Source organism: Proteus sp. FZP2095 (assembly GCF_023701425.1).
GTDB classification, from domain to species: Bacteria; Pseudomonadota; Gammaproteobacteria; order Enterobacterales; family Enterobacteriaceae; genus Proteus; species Proteus cibarius.
Window position 1 is genome coordinate 152,052 of sequence record NZ_JAMQBJ010000002.1, and the last position, 18,359, is coordinate 170,410.

Below are 18,359 nucleotides of genomic sequence, written 5' to 3' on the forward strand. Positions count from 1 at the left end.
AATTTTAGGAGCAGAAATGGAATTAACACCAAGAGAAAAAGATAAATTACTGCTTTTTACAGCGGGTCTTGTTGCTGAAAGACGTTTAGCGAAAGGGCTCAAGCTTAATTATCCTGAAGCGGTTGCACTTATCAGTTGCGCCATTATGGAAGGGGCGAGAGAAGGTAAAACAGTTGCCCAATTGATGAGTGAAGGGCGCACTATTTTGACGGCGGAACAAGTCATGGAAGGCGTACCAGAAATGATCAAAGACATCCAAGTGGAATGTACATTCCCTGATGGTACAAAACTTGTTTCTATTCACTCTCCTATTGTGTAGGTAATAACATGATACCTGGTGAAATTAAAGTTAACCAAGCATTAGGCGATATCGAACTTAATGCAGGTCGAGAAACAAAAACAATACAGGTTGCCAATCATGGCGATAGACCTGTGCAAGTTGGCTCTCATTATCATTTTTATGAAGTGAATGAGGCGCTGAAATTTGAACGGGAAGACACATTAGGTTTTCGTTTAAATATTCCAGCGGGCATGGCGGTTCGTTTTGAACCAGGGCAAAGCCGTACTGTTGAATTAGTGGCTTTTGCTGGAAAGCGTGAAATTTACGGCTTTCATGGCAAGGTGATGGGTAAATTGGAGAGTGAGAAAAAATGAAAACTATCTCACGTCAAGCTTATGCAGATATGTTTGGTCCAACAACTGGCGACCGTCTGAGATTGGCCGATACTGAGCTTTTTCTCGAAATTGAAAAAGACTTCACGACTTATGGCGAAGAGGTCAAATTTGGTGGTGGTAAAGTTATTCGCGATGGCATGGGGCAAAGCCAAGTTGTCAATGCTGAATGTGTCGATGTGCTGATTACAAACGCCATTATTTTAGATCATTGGGGTATTGTAAAAGCGGATATCGGTATTAAAGATGGCCGCATTGTGGGTATCGGTAAAGCGGGTAATCCTGATGTTCAACCTAATGTAGATATTGTTGTAGGGCCTGCTACAGAAGTGGTTGCAGGTGAAGGCAAAATTGTTACCGCTGGTGGCGTTGATACGCATATTCACTTTATCTGCCCTCAACAAGCACAAGAAGGTTTAGTGTCTGGTGTCACCACGTTTATTGGTGGTGGTACAGGGCCTGTTGCTGGAACAAATGCAACCACAGTAACGCCAGGTATTTGGAATATGCACCGCATGTTAGAAGCCGTTGATGAATTGCCTATTAATGTGGGTTTATTCGGTAAAGGCTGTGTGAGTCAACCAGAAGCCGTTCGCGAGCAAATTGAAGCCGGTGCTATTGGTTTAAAAATCCATGAAGACTGGGGTGCAACACCGATGGCAATTCATAACTGCCTTAATGTTGCCGATGAAATGGATGTGCAAGTCGCTATTCACTCTGACACTTTAAATGAAGGCGGTTTCTACGAGGAAACTGTGAAAGCGATAGCAGGTCGTGTGATCCACGTTTTCCACACAGAAGGCGCAGGTGGTGGGCATGCACCTGATGTAATTAAATCAGTTGGTGAGCCGAATATTTTGCCTGCTTCTACTAACCCAACAATGCCTTATACCATTAACACTGTAGATGAGCATCTTGATATGTTGATGGTTTGCCATCACCTTGATCCGTCTATTCCTGAAGATGTGGCTTTTGCTGAATCTCGTATTCGCCGTGAAACCATCGCAGCAGAAGATATCTTACATGATATGGGTGCTATTTCTGTTATGTCATCAGACTCACAGGCAATGGGACGCGTAGGCGAAGTTATTCTTCGTACTTGGCAATGTGCGCACAAAATGAAATTACAGCGCGGTACATTAGACGGTGATACCGCTGAAAGTGATAACCATCGTATTAAACGTTATGTTGCGAAATACACGATCAATCCTGCTTTAGCACATGGTATTGCACACGAAGTCGGCTCTATTGAGAAAGGTAAATTAGCGGATCTGGTTTTATGGGATCCAGCTTTTTTTGGTGTGAAACCTGCGTTGATCATGAAAGGTGGCATGGTAGCTTATGCGCCAATGGGTGATATTAATGCGGCTATTCCAACACCTCAGCCTGTACATTATCGCCCAATGTATGCTTGCTTAGGTAAAGCGAAATATCAGACGTCGATGATCTTTATGTCAAAAGCGGGCATTGAAGCTGGAGTGCCTGAAAAGCTGGGCTTAAAGAGCTTAATTGGTCGTGTTAAAGGCTGTCGTAACATCACTAAAGCTTCGATGATCCACAATAGTTATGTGCCTCATATCGAGCTTGATCCTCAAACCTATATTGTGAAAGCTGATGGTGTGCCATTAGTGTGTGAACCTGCAACGCAATTACCAATGGCACAACGCTATTTCCTCTTTTGATTAGCGTTTACCGAGAATGTAGAGAATGAAAAGATTTACTCAACTTATTGATAAACAAAAAGCGCTTGAATTAGTAACGCCAGAAATACAGGCTATTACTTTATGCTTAACGATGGATGAAAGAACCAAAAGTCGTTTAAAAGTGACGTTAAGTGATGGGCAAGAAGCGGGGCTATTTTTGCCTCGCGGTACGGTGCTAAAAGAAGGTGATATCTTACTGTCAGAAGATAATACGCTAGTCACAATTGAAGCGGCAAAAGAGCAAGTTTCAACGGTATATAGTGACGATCCGCTGTTATTGGCTCGTGTTTGCTACCACTTAGGTAATCGTCATGTTCCATTACAAATCGAAGCGGGTTGGTGTCGTTATTTTCACGATCATGTTTTAGATGATATGGCGAGAGGTTTAGGTGCCAATGTGGTTGTGGAATTAGAGAAATACCAACCTGAGCCGGGCGCTTATGGTGGGTCGTCAGGTGGTCATCATCATCACTCTCATGACGATCATCATCACTAATTATTTGAATAAGGGAGCTTATTGATGCTTGCAGATCTGCGCTTATATCAATTAGTCAGTCCTTCTTTACCTGTGGGATCGTTTACTTATTCTCAAGGATTAGAGTGGGCGATTGAAAAGGGCTGGGTTTGTTGTCCTCAAACATTAGCGGATTGGCTAAGTACCCAAATGACCAGCACTTTAGCAACGTTAGAGCTCCCTATCTTACGGCGATTACAAGAAAATTTAGCTCAAGTCAAAATGAGTGAAGTGAAGTATTGGTGTGATTTTATTGTCGCAAGTCGTGAAACTAAAGAGTTGCGACAAGAAGAGCGTCAACGAGGCATCGCTTTTGCTCGTTTACTTCCTCAATTAGATATTGAGTTAGATGAAACCTTACAAGCTTGTGTAAAACAGACACAACTTATGGCATTTGCGTTAGCTGCTGTGAAATGGAATATTTCTGCTGAAAAGTTATGTTGTGCTTATGCTTGGGGTTGGCTTGAAAATACGGTGATGTCAGGAGTGAAACTGATCCCTTTAGGGCAAAGTGCGGGGCAGAAGATATTGTTTACATTAGCAGAGCAGATCCCTGCGATTGTAGAGCAATCTGCACATTGGCCCACTGAAGATATTGGGAGTTTTACACCGGCACAAATTATTGCCAGTAGTCGCCATGAAACACAATACACTCGACTTTTTCGTTCATGAGAAATCTATATGCAAGAATATAATCAACCACTTCGTATTGGTGTTGGTGGTCCTGTTGGATCAGGAAAAACGGCACTGTTAGAAGTTCTTTGTAAAGCAATGCGCGACACTTATGAAATCGCGGTTGTTACTAACGATATTTATACTCAAGAAGATGCCAAGATCTTAACGCGAGCTGAAGCATTAGATGCGGATCGTATTATTGGTGTTGAAACGGGTGGCTGTCCTCATACTGCTATTCGTGAGGATGCATCAATGAACCTTGCGGCGGTTGAAGAATTAGCAATGCGCCACAAAAATCTTGATATCGTTTTTGTGGAAAGTGGTGGTGATAACTTAAGTGCGACATTTAGCCCAGAGCTTGCTGATTTAACCATTTATGTAATTGATGTGGCTGAAGGGGAAAAAATTCCACGTAAAGGTGGCCCAGGTATTACACATTCAGACCTATTAGTTATTAATAAAATCGATCTGGCACCTTATGTTGGCGCATCATTAGAAGTGATGGAAGCAGACACAGCAAGAATGCGTCCTGTGAAGCCTTATGTTTTCACAAATCTAAAAGAAAAAGTGGGCTTAGAAACTATTATCGATTTTATCATTGATAAAGGCATGCTAAGACGCTAATAGTTTGTTGAGAAAAGGTGAGTTTTTAGTCGAGAAAGACACTGTCAGTATCGGTTATTTATTATAAATACTCGATACTGACAGGATAATACAAAAATGATGTTAGTAATGGGATCAGTTAAGGTAAGTAAATGCCGTGGTTACTTTTACTACACCTTTGGTTTCGCTAGCAATTTTTGCAACCGCGGCCCCTTCTTGGCGAGTCAAAATACCAAATAAGAACACTTCACCATTTTCAGTGATCACTTTTACAGAAGAAGACTTTACTGAATCACTGCCTAAAATCTGAGAGCGAACTTTGGTTGTTAACCATGTATCTGAAGACGCTGTGCCTAATGTCACAGGTTCGCCTTGGCGGACTTCGTTATAGACGTTATTCACGCCTTCAACCTTACTCGCAACTTGTTTTGCTGTATTCGCAACAGACATATCAGGGCTTTGGCCTGTTAACAGAATATTGCCTTGATAAGCTGTAGCTACGATACGTGAATTGCTTTTCTTGATCTGTTCGTTTTTGTTTAGAGCACCAGAAACACGTGCTTCCAATGTACCATCGTCAACTTGTTGCCCTAATGAGCGAGGATCGGTTGCAGTCTTACCCGCAACTGCGGCAGTGCCGACAACCGCTGCGCCGATACAACCTTGCAGTAAAAGTGCAGAACATAGCACTGCAGTGATAGGAAGCAATTTCATAGTAACTCCTTAGTCATCCTGATGTGGGAATAATGTATTATCAATTAAATCACAGAGACAATTGACTGTTAGCATCTGAACTTCCTGTATTCTGACGGTACGTTGAGATGGAATACGAATTTCAACGTCTTGAGGGCCTAATAATCCGGCAAGCTCTCCGCCATCATAACCTGTTAATGCAACAATGGTCATATCTCGTGTAACAGCGGCTTCAACGGCTTTAATAATACTTCTGCTGTTACCGTGAGTTGAGATAGCAAGTAGCACATCTCCAGCTTGTCCTAAGGCACGCACTTGTTTTGCATAGATTTCATCGTGCTGCTGATTCCCCATAATTGCAGTCATCACAACGCTATCTGTGTTTAACGATAATGCGGGCAAGCTTGGGCGCTCTGTTTCAAAACGATGGATCATGCTTGCGGCAAATCGCTGTGCTGTTGCTGCTGAGCTACCGTTTCCACAGCTTAATATTTTATGGCCGTTTAACAAAGATTGAACCATCATCATGGCGGCTCTGGAAATGGCATCTGGTAATGCTTCTGCTGCTGCAATTTGAGTTTGAATACTCTCTGTAAAGCAGACTTTGATTCTATCAAGCACGTTAAGACCTATATAATCTAATTTAACGAATAAATTCCGTATAATCGAGAATGTTTTTTAGCCATATTAGCTGGCGTTGATTAAATGCACAAATATCAAAACGGCAGTCTGAAGTCTCGATACTTTCTTGGCGTTGTGCTAGCCAATATTTTGCTGTACGCCATAAGCGACGCCGTTTTGAGGTAGTAATAGAACTTATAGCATCACCAAATAAGATGTTACGTCTAAAACGAACCTCAACAAATACCCATGTCCTCTTTTCCTGCATAATAAGATCAATTTCTCCACAGGGATATCGGACATTACGCTCAATCAATATTAATCCTTGTTGGCGTAAATATTTTAGCGCTTTTTGCTCATAGTATAGCCCTAAAAAATAAGGGCTTTTAGAAAAAATCATCCATGATTTCCTTCTTTACATCACTCATAAAATAAACCGCCATAATGGCGGTTTATTTTAATGATAATTAAATGCGTGCATTACTGTGCAACAGGTTCAATCTTACCTTGTTTAAATTGCATCCAAGGGAGTTGTCTATAAACAGTACAGTTGTCTTCAACACGTAATGAGCCTGAAATACCATTAAAACGCAATGTGCCTTTTGTCAGATCATTGTAATTGTTTGCTAATGACCATGCATCAATTCCCATGGCATAAAGACGCATTAATGAGTAATCGTTCGCAAATTTGCTTGATGCTTTTTGCATTAATGGCAAATTAGCACCAGTCATCAATGGAATATCACTAAATTGAATGCCATCCATCTCCATACGGAAATCAGGGCCGGTTCCACCTTGGTTACTACGTGAGCTAACATAAATTGGTGGACGTTTTTTGGTACTGATCGCCATATCAATCATTGGTTTAATTAAGGTTAATTCATCGCTAGTCGCAATGATATAAACAGAATCAATGGCACCACTTGCTGATGGAATAGATTGAGTCTCTAATGGTAAAGGTGCATTAGCCGTTGGGAGAACAGGCGTACCCGTCATTCGAATACCCACACCACGGTTGATAGAGGCTTTTAAGCTTTCAACAGAGCTAAAAGTTTGTTGTAAAACGGTACCGCCGCCGGTGCGTTGCCACTCATCAGCAAATGTTTGTGCCATTCTTTGACCAAATTTATTATCAGGAACAATAATTAATGGGTTTGATTTTTGTTGCTGACGTAAATGTTGTGCCGCATTACGGGTTTCATCTTCTGGTGAAAGAGAGAAGAAACAAACGGTTGTTGCTGAAGGAACACTGTCTAATTCATTTAATGCCAATACAGGTAAGCCACTTTGAAGCTCAATAGTCTTCATGACTTCAGGTTTTAGTAACGGGCCGACAATTAAGTTAGCACCATCTTGCTGTACTTTTTTCAGTAAAACATCGATAGATTGGCTATTAGTATCATAAACAATCACTTGGCGAGAGTTTTGTGCAACAGGATCTAAGCGTAATGTTGTATCACCAGAAAATGTAGAGCTCTCTTTTTCTTGATCTTGAGTCGCTTGCGTATTTTCAGTTGTTTCTTTTGCCGTATCTGTTGTTGGTGTTTCAGTATTTTTGATGCCTAATTCTTCTAAAATTGAATTAAGGCTATCGTCATTGTTAGGCGCTTGTGGCGCTGGCATTTCTTGAGGTTGTGGTAAACCACTTTGCGCATCAAGGAAGCCTTGACGAATAGCTTCACCAAAAACTTTCGCTTGCCCTGTTAAAGGTAACAATAATGCGATTTGGCTACTTGCACTCACTGAAGGCTGTGAAAGACGTAACAATGATGCTGGAAGTGTTAATGCGGCTGGGTTGCGAGGATAGCGAGTCTGCCACTCTCTGACCGCTGTTGATAATTTATCAGCATCATCTTTGTTGTATTCATAGGTATTCAGTAAGTCTAACCAACCTTGCAGTGTATTTTCATCTGCTTTGATAACAACACTACGGCGTTGCTCTGGTGTGAGTTTGGTTAGCGTGAGCCATGTATCATCAATATTTTTCTGATGCAGTTGAGGATCTGTAATTAATGTTTCTAACCCAATATAGGCTCTAATAACATCTAAAGATGCCAACCCTTGAGCGTCATCAATCACTTTTTGAAATTGTTTCATCTCCATTTCTGCTTTTGCAGCGGGAGTGAGAGGTTGTTCTTGTTGCCCCGTCAGGGTACAACCTGACATAATCAGCGCAGAGAGTATCGCAGTATAGGATAAACCTGTTTTAAAACGCACAAAAATTGAGGAAAGCATACTGTACCCAGTGATGTTTTATAATTATGCTCAATTTTAAATCGGTCATTCGGAATAAACAATGAATCAACCTAATCGAGCAGCGGTAACGACATCCACACTGTACATAGTACCCACACCTATTGGTAATCTGGGCGATATCACCCAGCGGGCACTTGATGTGCTGTCTCATGTCGATTTAATTGCTGCAGAAGATACCCGTCATACAGGGCTTCTATTACAGCACTTTGCCATTAACGCACGTTTGTATGCGTTACATGATCATAATGAACAGCAAAAAGCAGATCAATTAATTAGCAAATTACAGCAGGGGCTAAGTATCGCATTAGTCTCTGATGCAGGTACACCATTAATTAACGATCCTGGCTATCATTTAGTCAATCAATGTCGTAAGAATGGCATAAATGTCGTGCCATTACCCGGCGCTTGTGCTGCTATTACTGCACTGTCTGCGGCAGGGCTTCCATCAGATCGTTTCTGTTACGAAGGCTTTTTACCTGCAAAAACAAAAAGTCGTCAAGACTGTTTACGGTCATTATCAGAAGAGCCTCGTACATTGATTTTTTATGAATCAACACACCGGCTGTTAGATAGTTTAGCTGATATGGTGACAGTTTGGGGGGAAGATCGCTACGTAGTATTAGCGAGAGAGCTCACAAAAACGTGGGAAACTATTCAAGGTATGCCTGTTGGTGAATTACTTAAATGGGTTCTTGAAGACGAAAACCGCCGTAAAGGTGAAATGGTATTAATTGTTGAGGGTTATGAAAAACCCGTTGATGACGATTTTTCTCCTGAAGTATTACGGACATTGGCGATTTTACAAAAAGAGTTACCACTGAAAAAAGCAGCCGCAGTCACTGCAGAAATTTATGGTGTGAAGAAAAATGCACTCTATAAGCATGTCATTGAGCAAAATGGTGAAGCTCAAGACGAGTAAAGTGATTTTTTAGCTTCTTTTGCTATACATTTTCTACCAAAATCCCTATAATCCGCACCCTGAGTTGACTAGACAACCGCTGCTTTATCGTTGTCCCTTCGGGGGAGACGGATAGAGGGGAGGAAAGTCCGGGCTCCACAGGGCAGGGTGCCAGATAACATCTGGGAGGCGCGAGCCTACGACAAGTGCAGCAGAGAGTAAACCGCCGATGGCCTGTTTACAGGATCAGGTAAGGGTGAAAGGGTGCGGTAAGAGCGCACCGCGCAACTGGTAACAGTTTGTGGCATGGTAAACTCCACCCGGAGCAAGACCAAATAGGGGTTCTTATGGTGCGGCCCGCATTGAACCCGGGTAGGTTGCTGGAGCCAGCGCGCAAGTTCTGGCCTAGATGAATGGTTGTCCACGACAGAACCCGGCTTAACGGTCAACTCACCTCATAAAAAACCCTCGATTCACATTGTGTGTCGAGGGTTTTCTGTTTTTAAGTCCATCTAAATTGATTATCACGAGATAATATCAATAAATAAACCACGAAATTCAGCCGAGCTTTTCAATGTAATATTATGGCTATCTTGAATAAATGCCCCATCACCACACTGAATTTGCCCATTTTCTTGTGTTGATGTTTGCAAATAGGTGCCACCTTTTATGGATTGCAAAAAGCCTTTCTGCCCTTTTATTGGTAGTGTAATTTCATCACCTGCTTGCAAATAAATATGATAAAGCCAGATGGTTTGCCTTAATATTAGCGAGCCATCATCACCGGTAGGTGAGGCTAATAATTGATATTTTAAATTTTCATCTAATACCAATTTTTGTGAGGCTACACTTTCTTGTTGTGGACACGCATTTAGCCACAATTGAATACGAGTTAATGGTGTATCAGGACTACTGTTTTTCTCTATATACGTATCAGTATTATGCGGTGAAATAAGTAAGCACTCATTTTCTTTTGCCGTCACTGTACGTCCCATATTATCAAGGTATGTTGCTTCCCCTTGAAGAATAAGATTAACCACATCCACATGAGGATAAGTCTTTGCTTTAAACTCAGAATTTGGGGCAAGCACTTCTTGGTTGAGCACTCTTAGCGTGCCATAGTCTAAAAAATGAGGGTCAAAGTAGTGGCCAAAGGAAAATGTGTAGCGAGCTTGTAGCCAACCATAATCCGCTTTACCACACTGTTGTGCTGTTCTGTATTTTATCATGGCGGTATTTTTCGAGTAGATTATCAATATATTTATCATAGAGGTATGGACTGTCTATTGTTAGCAAGTTAATCTGGTGCCCATAATCAAATTATTTGATAGAGATAAGTATAATGAGTAAAGACAAAGCAATTACGTTGGAATCTTTACGAGTCATGGATGCCATTGATCGTAGAGGGAGTTTTGCAGCTGCGGCCGATGAACTAAATCGAGTTCCATCGGCACTCAGTTATACCATGCAGAAATTAGAAGAAGATTTAGATGTTGTTCTTTTTGACCGTTCTGGCCATAGAACTAAATTTACTAATGTTGGCCGAATGCTTCTTGATAGAGGGCGCATATTACTTGAGGCTGCTGATAAATTAACCTCAGATGCTGAAGCCTTAGCAAGAGGTTGGGAGCCACATATCACTATTGTTTGTGAAGCGCTTACCCCAGCATCTCGACTTTTTCCTTTGGTCGATAAATTAGCTGAAAAATCCAATACCCAACTCTCTTTAGTAACAGAAGTATTAGCGGGTGCATGGGAAAGCTTAGAAAGCGGTAAATGTGATATTGTGATTTCACCTGATATGCATTTTCGCACTTCATCTGAAATCAATTTTCGCCCTTTATACAATACCACTAGCGTTTATGTTGCCAGCCCAGATCACCCCATTCATAACGAGCCTGAGCCATTAGCAGAAGAAACTCGCTTAAAATATCGGGGTATTGCGATTGCAGATACCGCAAGAGAACGCCCTGTGTTGACAGTATTGTTGTTAGATAAACAGCGCCGTTTAACGGTCAGTTCTATTGAAGATAAACGCAGAGCGTTAATCGCAGGTTTAGGTGTGGCGACAATGCCGATTGATTTAATTGAAGATGATATTAAAGAAGGGCGTTTACGTGTTGTTGGCCCTGAATATCATCATGAAAATAATATTATTATGGCATGGCGCAGAGATAGCATGGGTGAAGCTAAATCGTGGTGTCTACGTGAAATACCTAAACTCTTTGCGAGCGATAAAAAATAATCAAAACAAATATAAATAATGAGTTAGTTTTATTTTAAGCAAACAAAAAAGATCCCCTAGAGGATCTTTTTTATTTCAGAACTCGTTATTACCAATTTTTATTGAAAATACGATCTAAGCTCCATTTACCCGGGCCTGTAACAACCAGTAATAAATATCCGCCTGCAATTGTCATGTTTTTCATAAACATTAATTGGTTCATGCCTTCAGCAAAATTACTGTGGAACAGTAATGCGGTTAAGAGAGTAAAGACCGCAGTAAAAATTGCTGTAGTGCGAGTTAAGAAACCAAATAAGATTGCTAATCCACCACCTAATTCTAATAAAATGGTTAGTGGTAATAAGAAACCGGGAACACCCATTGCTTGCATATATTGTTGTGTACCTTCGTAGCCACCAATTTTTCCGTAGCCTGCGCTGATAAATAAAATCGGCATTAAAATACGGGCAATTAATAACGCAATGTCTTCAAATTTTTTCATGATGTTTATTCCTAATTAAACTCTATTATCTGCAATGTATATCTGTTTATATTTGTATTTTCGTTGGTTAATTTTCTATTTTTAGAATTAATAACCACGGCTACGGTGTGAGATATACAATAATAGGAAATTGAAAAAGAGGATATTAAGAAGAATTAACATTCTTAGACAAAAAAATTGATGTTCAATCTGAGTTTTTTTTGAAGGACTTCTGTATTGTCCGAATTAAGCCAATTGCACCGATAGCGCGTTGTCCTAATCGTATGATTTTTTTAGGGTGTTTAATACTGTAAAGAGAAATAAAACTAGCGCCTACTAAAAATGCAGGTTTTAATGAGACTAAAATCCGCCACGCTTTATCATAAGGCTCTGTCACATCAAGCCAAGCTTGCGTGCTTTGCCCTAAATCGGAGCGCTGTTGCTGAATTTTATTCAACAACAGCTTTTTACGTCTTGCGAGGATTGCTTGCTTATTTTGTCTGTTCATCATGATATTGCTCCAAAAGACGTTTATCTAATTCCAATTGCTGGCGAGTGTCTCCTAACAATGTGGAATTTCGCGCTTTTCTTAATGTCATGATGGCACCAATCAGTGCACAGAAAAGTAAAGTAGCGGTTGTAATAGCTAACGCATAGACTCGGTATTCAGGTGGAATAACCCAAAATAGCAGTATAAGTAAACTCATTAAGCCAAAGGCGGTGAGCAACAAGGTAACACCAGCCATTAAAATAAGCTGGATCAGGGTGGTTTTTTCTTCTTCCAGTTCAATGGCGATTAGCCGTAGGCGAGTTTCGACCATGCCTATCACGATGGCACCAATTTTACTGAGAGAATTCAGAACCCCGGATGCGGGGCCCTGTGGTCTTTGAGTATCACTCATTATAAATTAGCGTTTTGCCAGTAGAACACCAAGAACAACACCAACGGCCGCACCAATACCGACACCTGTCCATGGATTTTCACGAACATAGTTATCTGCTTTTCCGGCGATTTCTTTGGTGTTATCAACAATTTCTCGACCCGCATCGCTAAGTTTTTCACGAGAGCCTTTTATCGCCGATTCTGCTTTTGCACGCAGGCTTTGGATTTCTTCTTTGGATTTATCTGCAGAGGAGTTCAGCACTTCTTCTAGAGTATCAGCAAGAGATTTCAATTCACTACGCAGATCTTCATTTGAACGTTGATGAGACATAATTCACTCCTTTAATAGAGATAGACATGATACTTATAACAATAGACTAATTTTACCGCTTAATGAAATTAAATAATGACTTATTGGTAAAAAAAAGAGATAAATCTTAATAGATATCCGCAGTTAAAAGAATGAGAGGGTGTTAAGGCGAGTGTATAGCGAAATAAAATAAAGGCCTGTTCAATTGAATGAAACAGGCCTTTGTTATTTTTTCTTACTGCTTTTTATGGTAGTCGGAATATCTTGATATTATTTGATAGATCTTACGCTTTCGTTTTTTTCTTTTTAATTACAACCCAGATACTACCAATTAATCCTATAACTAATAGGCAAACAGGTAATAGCATAAGGATATTCATTAAATGGTGTTCGTACTGACGAAATAGTGGGCTATTACCTAATATATAACCCAATGTGGTCAGTATACCGACCCATAAAAGTCCACTTAACCAATTGAAAATCTGAAAGCGAGTATTATTCAATCCAGCAAGGCCGGCAATTGTTGGCAACAATGTTCTAACGAACGCTAAAAAGCGACCAATAAGTAATGCAGCTAAACCATGACGATGAAAAAGTCCATGTGCGCGCTGGTGATAATGTTCTGGTAGATGTGAAAGCCAACTACGTACTAATTTCGTATTTCCAAGCCATCGTCCTTGAAGATAGCCCAACCAACAACCTAGGCTTGCTCCTGCAGTCAAAATAAGTAAGGTCAATGGAAAATCCATTGTATCTTTAGCAATTAACACGCCCACTAAAATTAATAAGCTATCTCCTGGTAAGAAAGCAGCGGGCAATACTCCGTTTTCTAGGAATAGTATGGTGAATAATAAAATGTAGATAATCCATATTAATGAAGGATTAGCTAAGGTTTCGTAATCTTGATGCCATAGCGCCAAGAATAGCTCTCTTACGATTTCCATATAAAAGGCTTCCTAAAACTGAGTCATTTGGGGGTAAATATAAAATCAATAGGTGTTGTAATCTATTTACCCGTTTTCTACTTCATAGGGTCTATTTTTCATTGTTTAAAACAGCAACACTCTAACAAAATCAGGAAAAACTAGACAGAAAATTTTTCAACTGGATGACGACACCACTTACGCATGGATATTGGATCGTGAAAAATAGACATCTAACCTCTTTTTGAGTTCAGAATAGAGAGTTTTTTAAAATAAAACCTTAAGAAAATGAATATTATCAAAAGGCATTCTCTATTTTATAGAGATCATAAAAGATAAATTTTTAATATTAATTGAGAGAAAATAAAACGTTATCTTGTTTATATTGCTCATCTTTTTTTGTTTGTTATTTATTCAAAACAAGGGTGTTTAGAGCGGATAGTTGTTAGTGATAATGTTAATAAAAAAGACCGTCAGTTGATTAAAAAAAACAAAAAGAAGAAAAATAAAATAAAAAATAAGTAAGATAGCTACGTATAACTTACTGATAATAATAATTTCTTTCATTTCATGTTGGTATACTAAAAAGAACAAAATCCTATTATGATCACAGTTATGTTATTTTATTGTTAACAAAAACGGTTAATACTGTATATTTTGCATAATCAGCTTTTCAGCGCGATTCAATTCCTTATACTGGCATTGCAAACACTCAATAATGCCTTTTTTAAATATTATTTTAAGTAATGGAATAGCTATGGATAAACAACAATCCAGAGTCTTCAGCCTGTTTTTTAAGGGAAGTCTCGTCAAACAAATACTCGTTGGTTTAGTCGCAGGGATCTTACTTGCTTGGTTAGCGCCAGAAGCTGCCAAGATGGTGAGCTTACTAGGTACCCTGTTTATTAGCGCACTGAAAGCTGTAGCACCTATCTTAGTATGGGTACTGGTTATGGCTTCGATTGCTAATCACCGCCAAGGGCAAAAATCGAATATTCGCCCTGTATTAATTTTATATCTGTTAGCAACGTTCTTTGCTGCATTAACCGCGGTTGTGGCAAGCTTTATGTTCCCATCCGTTTTAACGCTGGTTGTTAATGAATCACAACTGTCACCACCTGAAAATATTGCTGAAGTCCTTAAAGGTGTATTAATTAATGTGGTTGCAAACCCTGTTGATGCACTTATTAATGGTAACTATATGGGCATTCTAGCGTGGTCTATCGGACTAGGCTTAGCATTACGCCATGCAAGTGATACTACTAAAGCTTTAACACAAGATTTAGCGGATGCAGTAACAAACCTAGTACGTGTTGTTATTCGTTTAGCCCCTATCGGTATTTTTGGTTTAGTGTCGTCAACTATCGCAACAACAGGTTTTGAAGCTTTATCTGGTTACTTGCATGTTCTTGTTGTGCTAATTGGCTGTATGTTGTTTGTAGCTTTAGTAGTGAATCCAATAATTGTATTTTGGAAAATTCGCAGTAACCCATATCCATTAGTCTTTGCCTGTTTGCGTGAAAGTGGTGTAACCGCCTTCTTTACGCGTAGTTCAGCTGCAAATATTCCTGTGAATATGGCTATGTGTCGTCGTATGAATTTAAATGAAGACACTTATTCTGTTTCCATCCCATTAGGTGCAACCATCAATATGGGGGGAGCTGCAATCACTATTACTATTTTGACACTCGCGGCTGTAAACACTCTGGGGATGCCTGTTGATATCCCAACTGCGCTGTTATTAAGCCTAGTTGCTGCAATTTGTGCCTGTGGTGCATCAGGAGTTGCTGGAGGATCATTACTATTAATTCCATTAGCTTGTGGCATGTTTGGTATTAGTAATGATATTGCAATGCAAGTTGTTGCTGTTGGAGTCATGATTGGTGTGTTGCAAGATTCAGCAGAAACTGCATTAAATTCAGCAACAGATGTTCTTTTTACTGCAACAGTCTGTATTGCTGAAGATAATCGTATTTCAGATAATCCATTAACTGAAAAAAATAATGGGTAAAAAGGGTAGGTAGTAAGACAGGAAGATGCTGTAAAAATAATAATCAATAATAAAAAATAGAACCCCACATTTATGTGGGGTTTCTTTTTGTCATTTTATCATCATGTTAACGGTTTAAATGGCAAGTGCTAGCTCAGTTCCTTGTCTAATAGCGCGTTTTGCATCTAATGCACTGGCATCTTTTGCTCCACCAATAAGATGAACTGTTTTGTTTTCTTTTTCTAAGGGGGCAAATAAAGGGTGATAAGCGCGTTGTCCTGTACACAATATAATATTATCAGCCATAAGAAGTTGTTGTTTTCCATCTTGTTCAATAACAAGACCTTCTGGCGTAATTTTTTGATAATGACAATGTGTTAAAAATTTAACGCCTTTTTTTTCTAATGTTAGTCTGTGTATCCAACCTGTTGTTTTACCCAAACTTAAACCTATCTTTCCAGCTTTACGCTGTGTCATCACAATGTGTTTGGTATTGTCTTTAAGGTGATTAGTGGGCTTGATACCACCACGAGATGAAAGCGTCGGATCAATGCCCCATTCTTTATTAAAAGCACAAGGACTTAGGCTACTGCATTGCCCTTTTTGCGTAAGATAAAGGCCTGTATCAAAGCCAATACCTCCGCTACCAACGATCACCACATTTTTACCCACAGGTTGATGGTGTTTTAAAACATCAAGATAAGTTTTAACTATCTCATTATCTTGCCCTTCAATGTCAGGACTGTGAGGAGTAACACCACTGGCTAAAATAACCTCGTCAAAGTTTTTAAGGTGATGAGGTGTGGCTTCGGTATTATTTTTAACAATGACGCCCGTAAGTTGTAGTTGCCGTTTAAAGTAACGCAGGGTTTCTTGAAACTCTTCTTTTCCGGGTATTTGGCTAGCAATGTTCAGTTGCCCACCAATAATATCTTCTTTTTCAAATAGTGTGACATGATGACCACGTTTTGCGGCGGTTACCGCAAAAGATAATCCCGCAGGCCCAGCACCAACAACCGCTAACTTTTTAGGTTGTTGGGTTGGAATAACTAGAAGTTCGGTTTCTCGGCAAGCAAAAGGATTAACCAAGCAAGAGGCTGTTTGACCTGAAAATATTTCATCAAGACACGCCTGATTACAAGCAATACAAGTATTGATTTCATCTTCACGTCCTTGTTGTGCTTTAAGTACGAACTCAGGATCAGCAAGAAAAGGGCGAGCCATTGAAACCATATCAGCACAGCCTTCCGCTAAAATAGCTTCTGCGGTTTGTGGTGTATTAATACGGTTTGATGTAATAAGAGGGATATTCACTTTTCCCATTAATTCGCGTGTTACATTCGCAAATTGGCCTCTTGGCACCATAGTGGCAATGGTTGGGATACGCGCTTCATGCCAACCGATCCCCGTATTGATCATTGTTGCGCCCGCTTTCTCTACAGCTTTAGCAAGATAAAGCACCTCTGAGGCATCCGAGCCATCTTTAATTAAATCCAACATAGAGAGGCGGTAAATAATAATAAACCGCTCACCTACTGCTTTTTTTATGCCTTCAAGAATACGTAAAGCGAAACGACAACGATTTTCAATATTTCCACCCCATTGGTCGTTTCGCTGATTAGTATGACTGACTAAAAACTGATTAATTAAATAGCCTTCAGATCCCATTATCTCAACACCATCATAGCCCGCCTTTTGGGCTAATTGAGCACAATGAATATAGTCATCGATAGTTTGTTCGATTTGTTCATGACTCATTTCTGTTGGTATAAAAGGGGTTATTGGAGATTGAATAGCAGAAGGGGCAACTAAGTTTGGCTGGTAGCTATAACGACCTGTATGCAAGATCTGTAAAGCAATTTTACCTCCTTGTTGATGAACTGCATCCGTAACAAGTTGATGAGTCGCTAGTTGGTTTTCAGACATTAATGTCGCAGCATGAGGCAATAACACACCTTGTTTATTGGGAGAGATCCCTCCAGTGACTATTAATGCAACACCCGCAGCCGCACGTTGGGCATAAAACTGTGCAAGTTTTGGGGCATCATTTGGGTTTTCTTCGAGTCCAGTATGCATAGAGCCCATAAGAATACGGTTTTTAAGTACAGTAAACCCTAAATCAAGCGACGAAAATAGATGAGAATAATGTGCCATCAGATACCCTTTTTAGACTGGTCAGATGAGATATCTATAGCATAACGAGAAGTCGGTGATTAAGAGTTCATTATGTTAATAAGTTGTGATCTTAATCATGGAAAAGGTGAATAGCACGTTATAAAGCAATAATAATCTAAGTGATTACTTAATGAGAACAAATAGTGATAATAAAAATCACACTCATTCATAATATTTCATCATATAATGTAGTGTACCTATTAATACGTATTAAAAATACACATCACTATTTTCAATTTGGAGACGTTATGATTAATAAATTTAATCAACTTGTTGACTGTTCTGACTTGGGTAAACTTGTATTACGTGTTTCTCTTGGCGTTTTAATGTTATTACATGGGCTTCATAAAATGGAACCGGGTGGATTAGCTGGTATTCAGGGGATGTTGGCTAATTTTAATCTACCCGCCTTTATTGCTTACGGTACCGTGATTGGGGAGGTGGTTGCACCTATATTACTGATTATCGGTCTGTTTACTCGTGCGTCAGCACTTGTTTTAGCAGGTACAATGTTTGTTGCTGTCTTGATGGTTCACTCTGGTGATTTATTTGCATTAAACCCTAAAACAGGGGGATGGGCACCAGAAAGCGCTGGCTTTTACCTATTTGCTGCGATTGCGGTGATGTTTTTAGGTAGTGGTCGTTTTGCAGTGAAAAAAGATTAATAAATTTAATAGTCAATAAAATTGAATATTATTGCTATAACTTGATTAAAATAGATGAATAAACGCCCAGTTC

Annotated in this window: 21 protein-coding genes and 1 other RNA gene; 11 read left to right on the forward strand and 11 right to left on the reverse strand. The window is 39.7% G+C overall.

Translation table 11 applies throughout. The features are described 5' to 3' along the window. Window positions 1-16 precede the first annotated feature (16 nt). The 6 genes from ureA to ureG are packed head-to-tail and all read left to right on the forward strand — an operon-like array spanning window position 17 to window position 4,188. On the forward strand, window positions 17-319 hold the full coding sequence (gene ureA, locus NBG71_RS10990) for an urease subunit gamma (RefSeq protein ID WP_075671403.1): 303 nt from the start codon (window positions 17-19) through the stop codon (window positions 317-319). Between the two features lie 8 nt (window positions 320-327). Next, complete coding sequence (locus tag NBG71_RS10995; RefSeq protein WP_075671401.1) at window positions 328-654, forward strand: urease subunit beta; 327 nt, start codon at window positions 328-330, stop codon at window positions 652-654. Continuing rightward, entirely contained in the window at window positions 651-2,354 is a 1,704-nt protein-coding gene (gene ureC, locus NBG71_RS11000; protein WP_075671399.1) for an urease subunit alpha, read from the forward strand. The genes NBG71_RS10995 and ureC overlap by 4 nt, the downstream gene beginning before the upstream one ends. 25 nt (window positions 2,355-2,379) lie before the next feature. After that, window positions 2,380-2,871 (forward strand): urease accessory protein UreE, encoded by a 492-nt coding sequence (gene ureE / locus NBG71_RS11005; protein WP_250916856.1) that lies wholly within the window; start codon window positions 2,380-2,382, stop codon window positions 2,869-2,871. Window positions 2,872-2,895: 24 nt separating this feature from the next. Beyond that, window positions 2,896-3,561: an urease accessory protein UreF gene (locus NBG71_RS11010; protein WP_250916857.1), complete on the forward strand. Its 666-nt coding sequence runs from the start codon at window positions 2,896-2,898 to the stop codon at window positions 3,559-3,561. A gap of 9 nt (window positions 3,562-3,570) precedes the next feature. After that, the gene (gene ureG / locus NBG71_RS11015; RefSeq protein WP_006535303.1) at window positions 3,571-4,188 is read left to right on the forward strand and encodes an urease accessory protein UreG; all 618 of its coding nucleotides are present in this window, start codon (window positions 3,571-3,573) and stop codon (window positions 4,186-4,188) included. Window positions 4,189-4,302: 114 nt separating this feature from the next. On the opposite strand, the gene dolP is transcribed toward ureG, so the two are convergent. The 4 genes from dolP to NBG71_RS11035 all read right to left on the reverse strand — a co-directional run bounded on the left by dolP (window position 4,303) and on the right by NBG71_RS11035 (window position 7,716). Further along, window positions 4,303-4,881, reverse strand: a complete 579-nt coding sequence (dolP, locus tag NBG71_RS11020) for a division/outer membrane stress-associated lipid-binding lipoprotein (RefSeq protein WP_036933029.1) — start codon at window positions 4,879-4,881, stop codon at window positions 4,303-4,305. Between the two features lie 9 nt (window positions 4,882-4,890). After that, window positions 4,891-5,481 carry a DnaA initiator-associating protein DiaA gene (gene diaA / locus NBG71_RS11025; protein WP_004245257.1) on the reverse strand — a complete coding sequence of 197 codons (591 nt, stop codon included), beginning with the start codon at window positions 5,479-5,481 and terminating at the stop codon, window positions 4,891-4,893. 22 nt (window positions 5,482-5,503) lie between these two features. Next, window positions 5,504-5,881 carry a YraN family protein gene (locus tag NBG71_RS11030; protein ID WP_075671393.1) on the reverse strand — a complete coding sequence of 126 codons (378 nt, stop codon included), beginning with the start codon at window positions 5,879-5,881 and terminating at the stop codon, window positions 5,504-5,506. 80 nt (window positions 5,882-5,961) lie between these two features. Beyond that, window positions 5,962-7,716 (reverse strand): penicillin-binding protein activator, encoded by a 1,755-nt coding sequence (locus NBG71_RS11035; protein ID WP_099660000.1) that lies wholly within the window; start codon window positions 7,714-7,716, stop codon window positions 5,962-5,964. Window positions 7,717-7,777: 61 nt separating this feature from the next. Here NBG71_RS11035 and rsmI point away from each other — a divergent pair, with 61 nt between their 5' ends. Both rsmI and rnpB read left to right on the forward strand, forming a co-directional pair. After that, the gene (gene rsmI, locus NBG71_RS11040; protein WP_075671389.1) at window positions 7,778-8,656 is read left to right on the forward strand and encodes a 16S rRNA (cytidine(1402)-2'-O)-methyltransferase; all 879 of its coding nucleotides are present in this window, start codon (window positions 7,778-7,780) and stop codon (window positions 8,654-8,656) included. 60 nt (window positions 8,657-8,716) lie between these two features. Next, window positions 8,717-9,092: RNase P RNA component class A (gene rnpB / locus NBG71_RS11045), an RNA gene on the forward strand. A 67-nt stretch (window positions 9,093-9,159) separates the two neighbouring features. On the opposite strand, the gene NBG71_RS11050 is transcribed toward rnpB, so the two are convergent. After that, complete coding sequence (locus NBG71_RS11050) at window positions 9,160-9,864, reverse strand: pirin family protein (RefSeq protein WP_223672549.1); 705 nt, start codon at window positions 9,862-9,864, stop codon at window positions 9,160-9,162. A 113-nt stretch (window positions 9,865-9,977) separates the two neighbouring features. On the opposite strand from NBG71_RS11050, the gene NBG71_RS11055 reads away from it, so the two are divergent. Continuing rightward, a complete protein-coding gene (locus NBG71_RS11055; protein ID WP_036933024.1) occupies window positions 9,978-10,880 on the forward strand; it encodes a LysR family transcriptional regulator in 903 nt (300 codons plus the stop codon). A gap of 88 nt (window positions 10,881-10,968) precedes the next feature. Here NBG71_RS11055 and NBG71_RS11060 read toward each other — a convergent pair whose 3' ends face one another. The 5 genes from NBG71_RS11060 to NBG71_RS11080 form a co-directional block, all read right to left on the reverse strand. Then, window positions 10,969-11,361, reverse strand: a complete 393-nt coding sequence (locus NBG71_RS11060) for a DoxX family protein (RefSeq protein WP_075671385.1) — start codon at window positions 11,359-11,361, stop codon at window positions 10,969-10,971. Window positions 11,362-11,545: 184 nt separating this feature from the next. Further along, on the reverse strand, window positions 11,546-11,851 hold the full coding sequence (locus NBG71_RS11065) for a YqjK-like family protein (RefSeq protein ID WP_223672548.1): 306 nt from the start codon (window positions 11,849-11,851) through the stop codon (window positions 11,546-11,548). Next, complete coding sequence (locus tag NBG71_RS11070) at window positions 11,832-12,242, reverse strand: phage holin family protein (RefSeq protein WP_075671383.1); 411 nt, start codon at window positions 12,240-12,242, stop codon at window positions 11,832-11,834. Before NBG71_RS11070 ends, NBG71_RS11065 begins: the two co-directional genes overlap by 20 nt. Window positions 12,243-12,248: 6 nt before the next feature. Continuing rightward, window positions 12,249-12,554: an ElaB/YgaM/YqjD family protein gene (locus NBG71_RS11075; protein WP_075671381.1), complete on the reverse strand. Its 306-nt coding sequence runs from the start codon at window positions 12,552-12,554 to the stop codon at window positions 12,249-12,251. A gap of 263 nt (window positions 12,555-12,817) precedes the next feature. Next, complete coding sequence (locus NBG71_RS11080; protein WP_075671379.1) at window positions 12,818-13,477, reverse strand: DedA family protein; 660 nt, start codon at window positions 13,475-13,477, stop codon at window positions 12,818-12,820. Window positions 13,478-14,213: 736 nt separating this feature from the next. Between NBG71_RS11080 and sstT the strand changes: the two genes are divergently transcribed. Beyond that, window positions 14,214-15,467, forward strand: coding sequence for a serine/threonine transporter SstT (gene sstT, locus NBG71_RS11085; protein ID WP_156733027.1), 1,254 nt, complete (start codon window positions 14,214-14,216; stop codon window positions 15,465-15,467). 114 nt (window positions 15,468-15,581) lie between these two features. On the opposite strand, the gene NBG71_RS11090 is transcribed toward sstT, so the two are convergent. Next, window positions 15,582-17,600, reverse strand: coding sequence for an NADPH-dependent 2,4-dienoyl-CoA reductase (locus NBG71_RS11090; RefSeq protein WP_191901777.1), 2,019 nt, complete (start codon window positions 17,598-17,600; stop codon window positions 15,582-15,584). A gap of 269 nt (window positions 17,601-17,869) precedes the next feature. On the opposite strand from NBG71_RS11090, the gene NBG71_RS11095 reads away from it, so the two are divergent. Further along, window positions 17,870-18,286: a DoxX family protein gene (locus NBG71_RS11095; RefSeq protein WP_075671373.1), complete on the forward strand. Its 417-nt coding sequence runs from the start codon at window positions 17,870-17,872 to the stop codon at window positions 18,284-18,286. Window positions 18,287-18,359 lie beyond the last annotated feature (73 nt).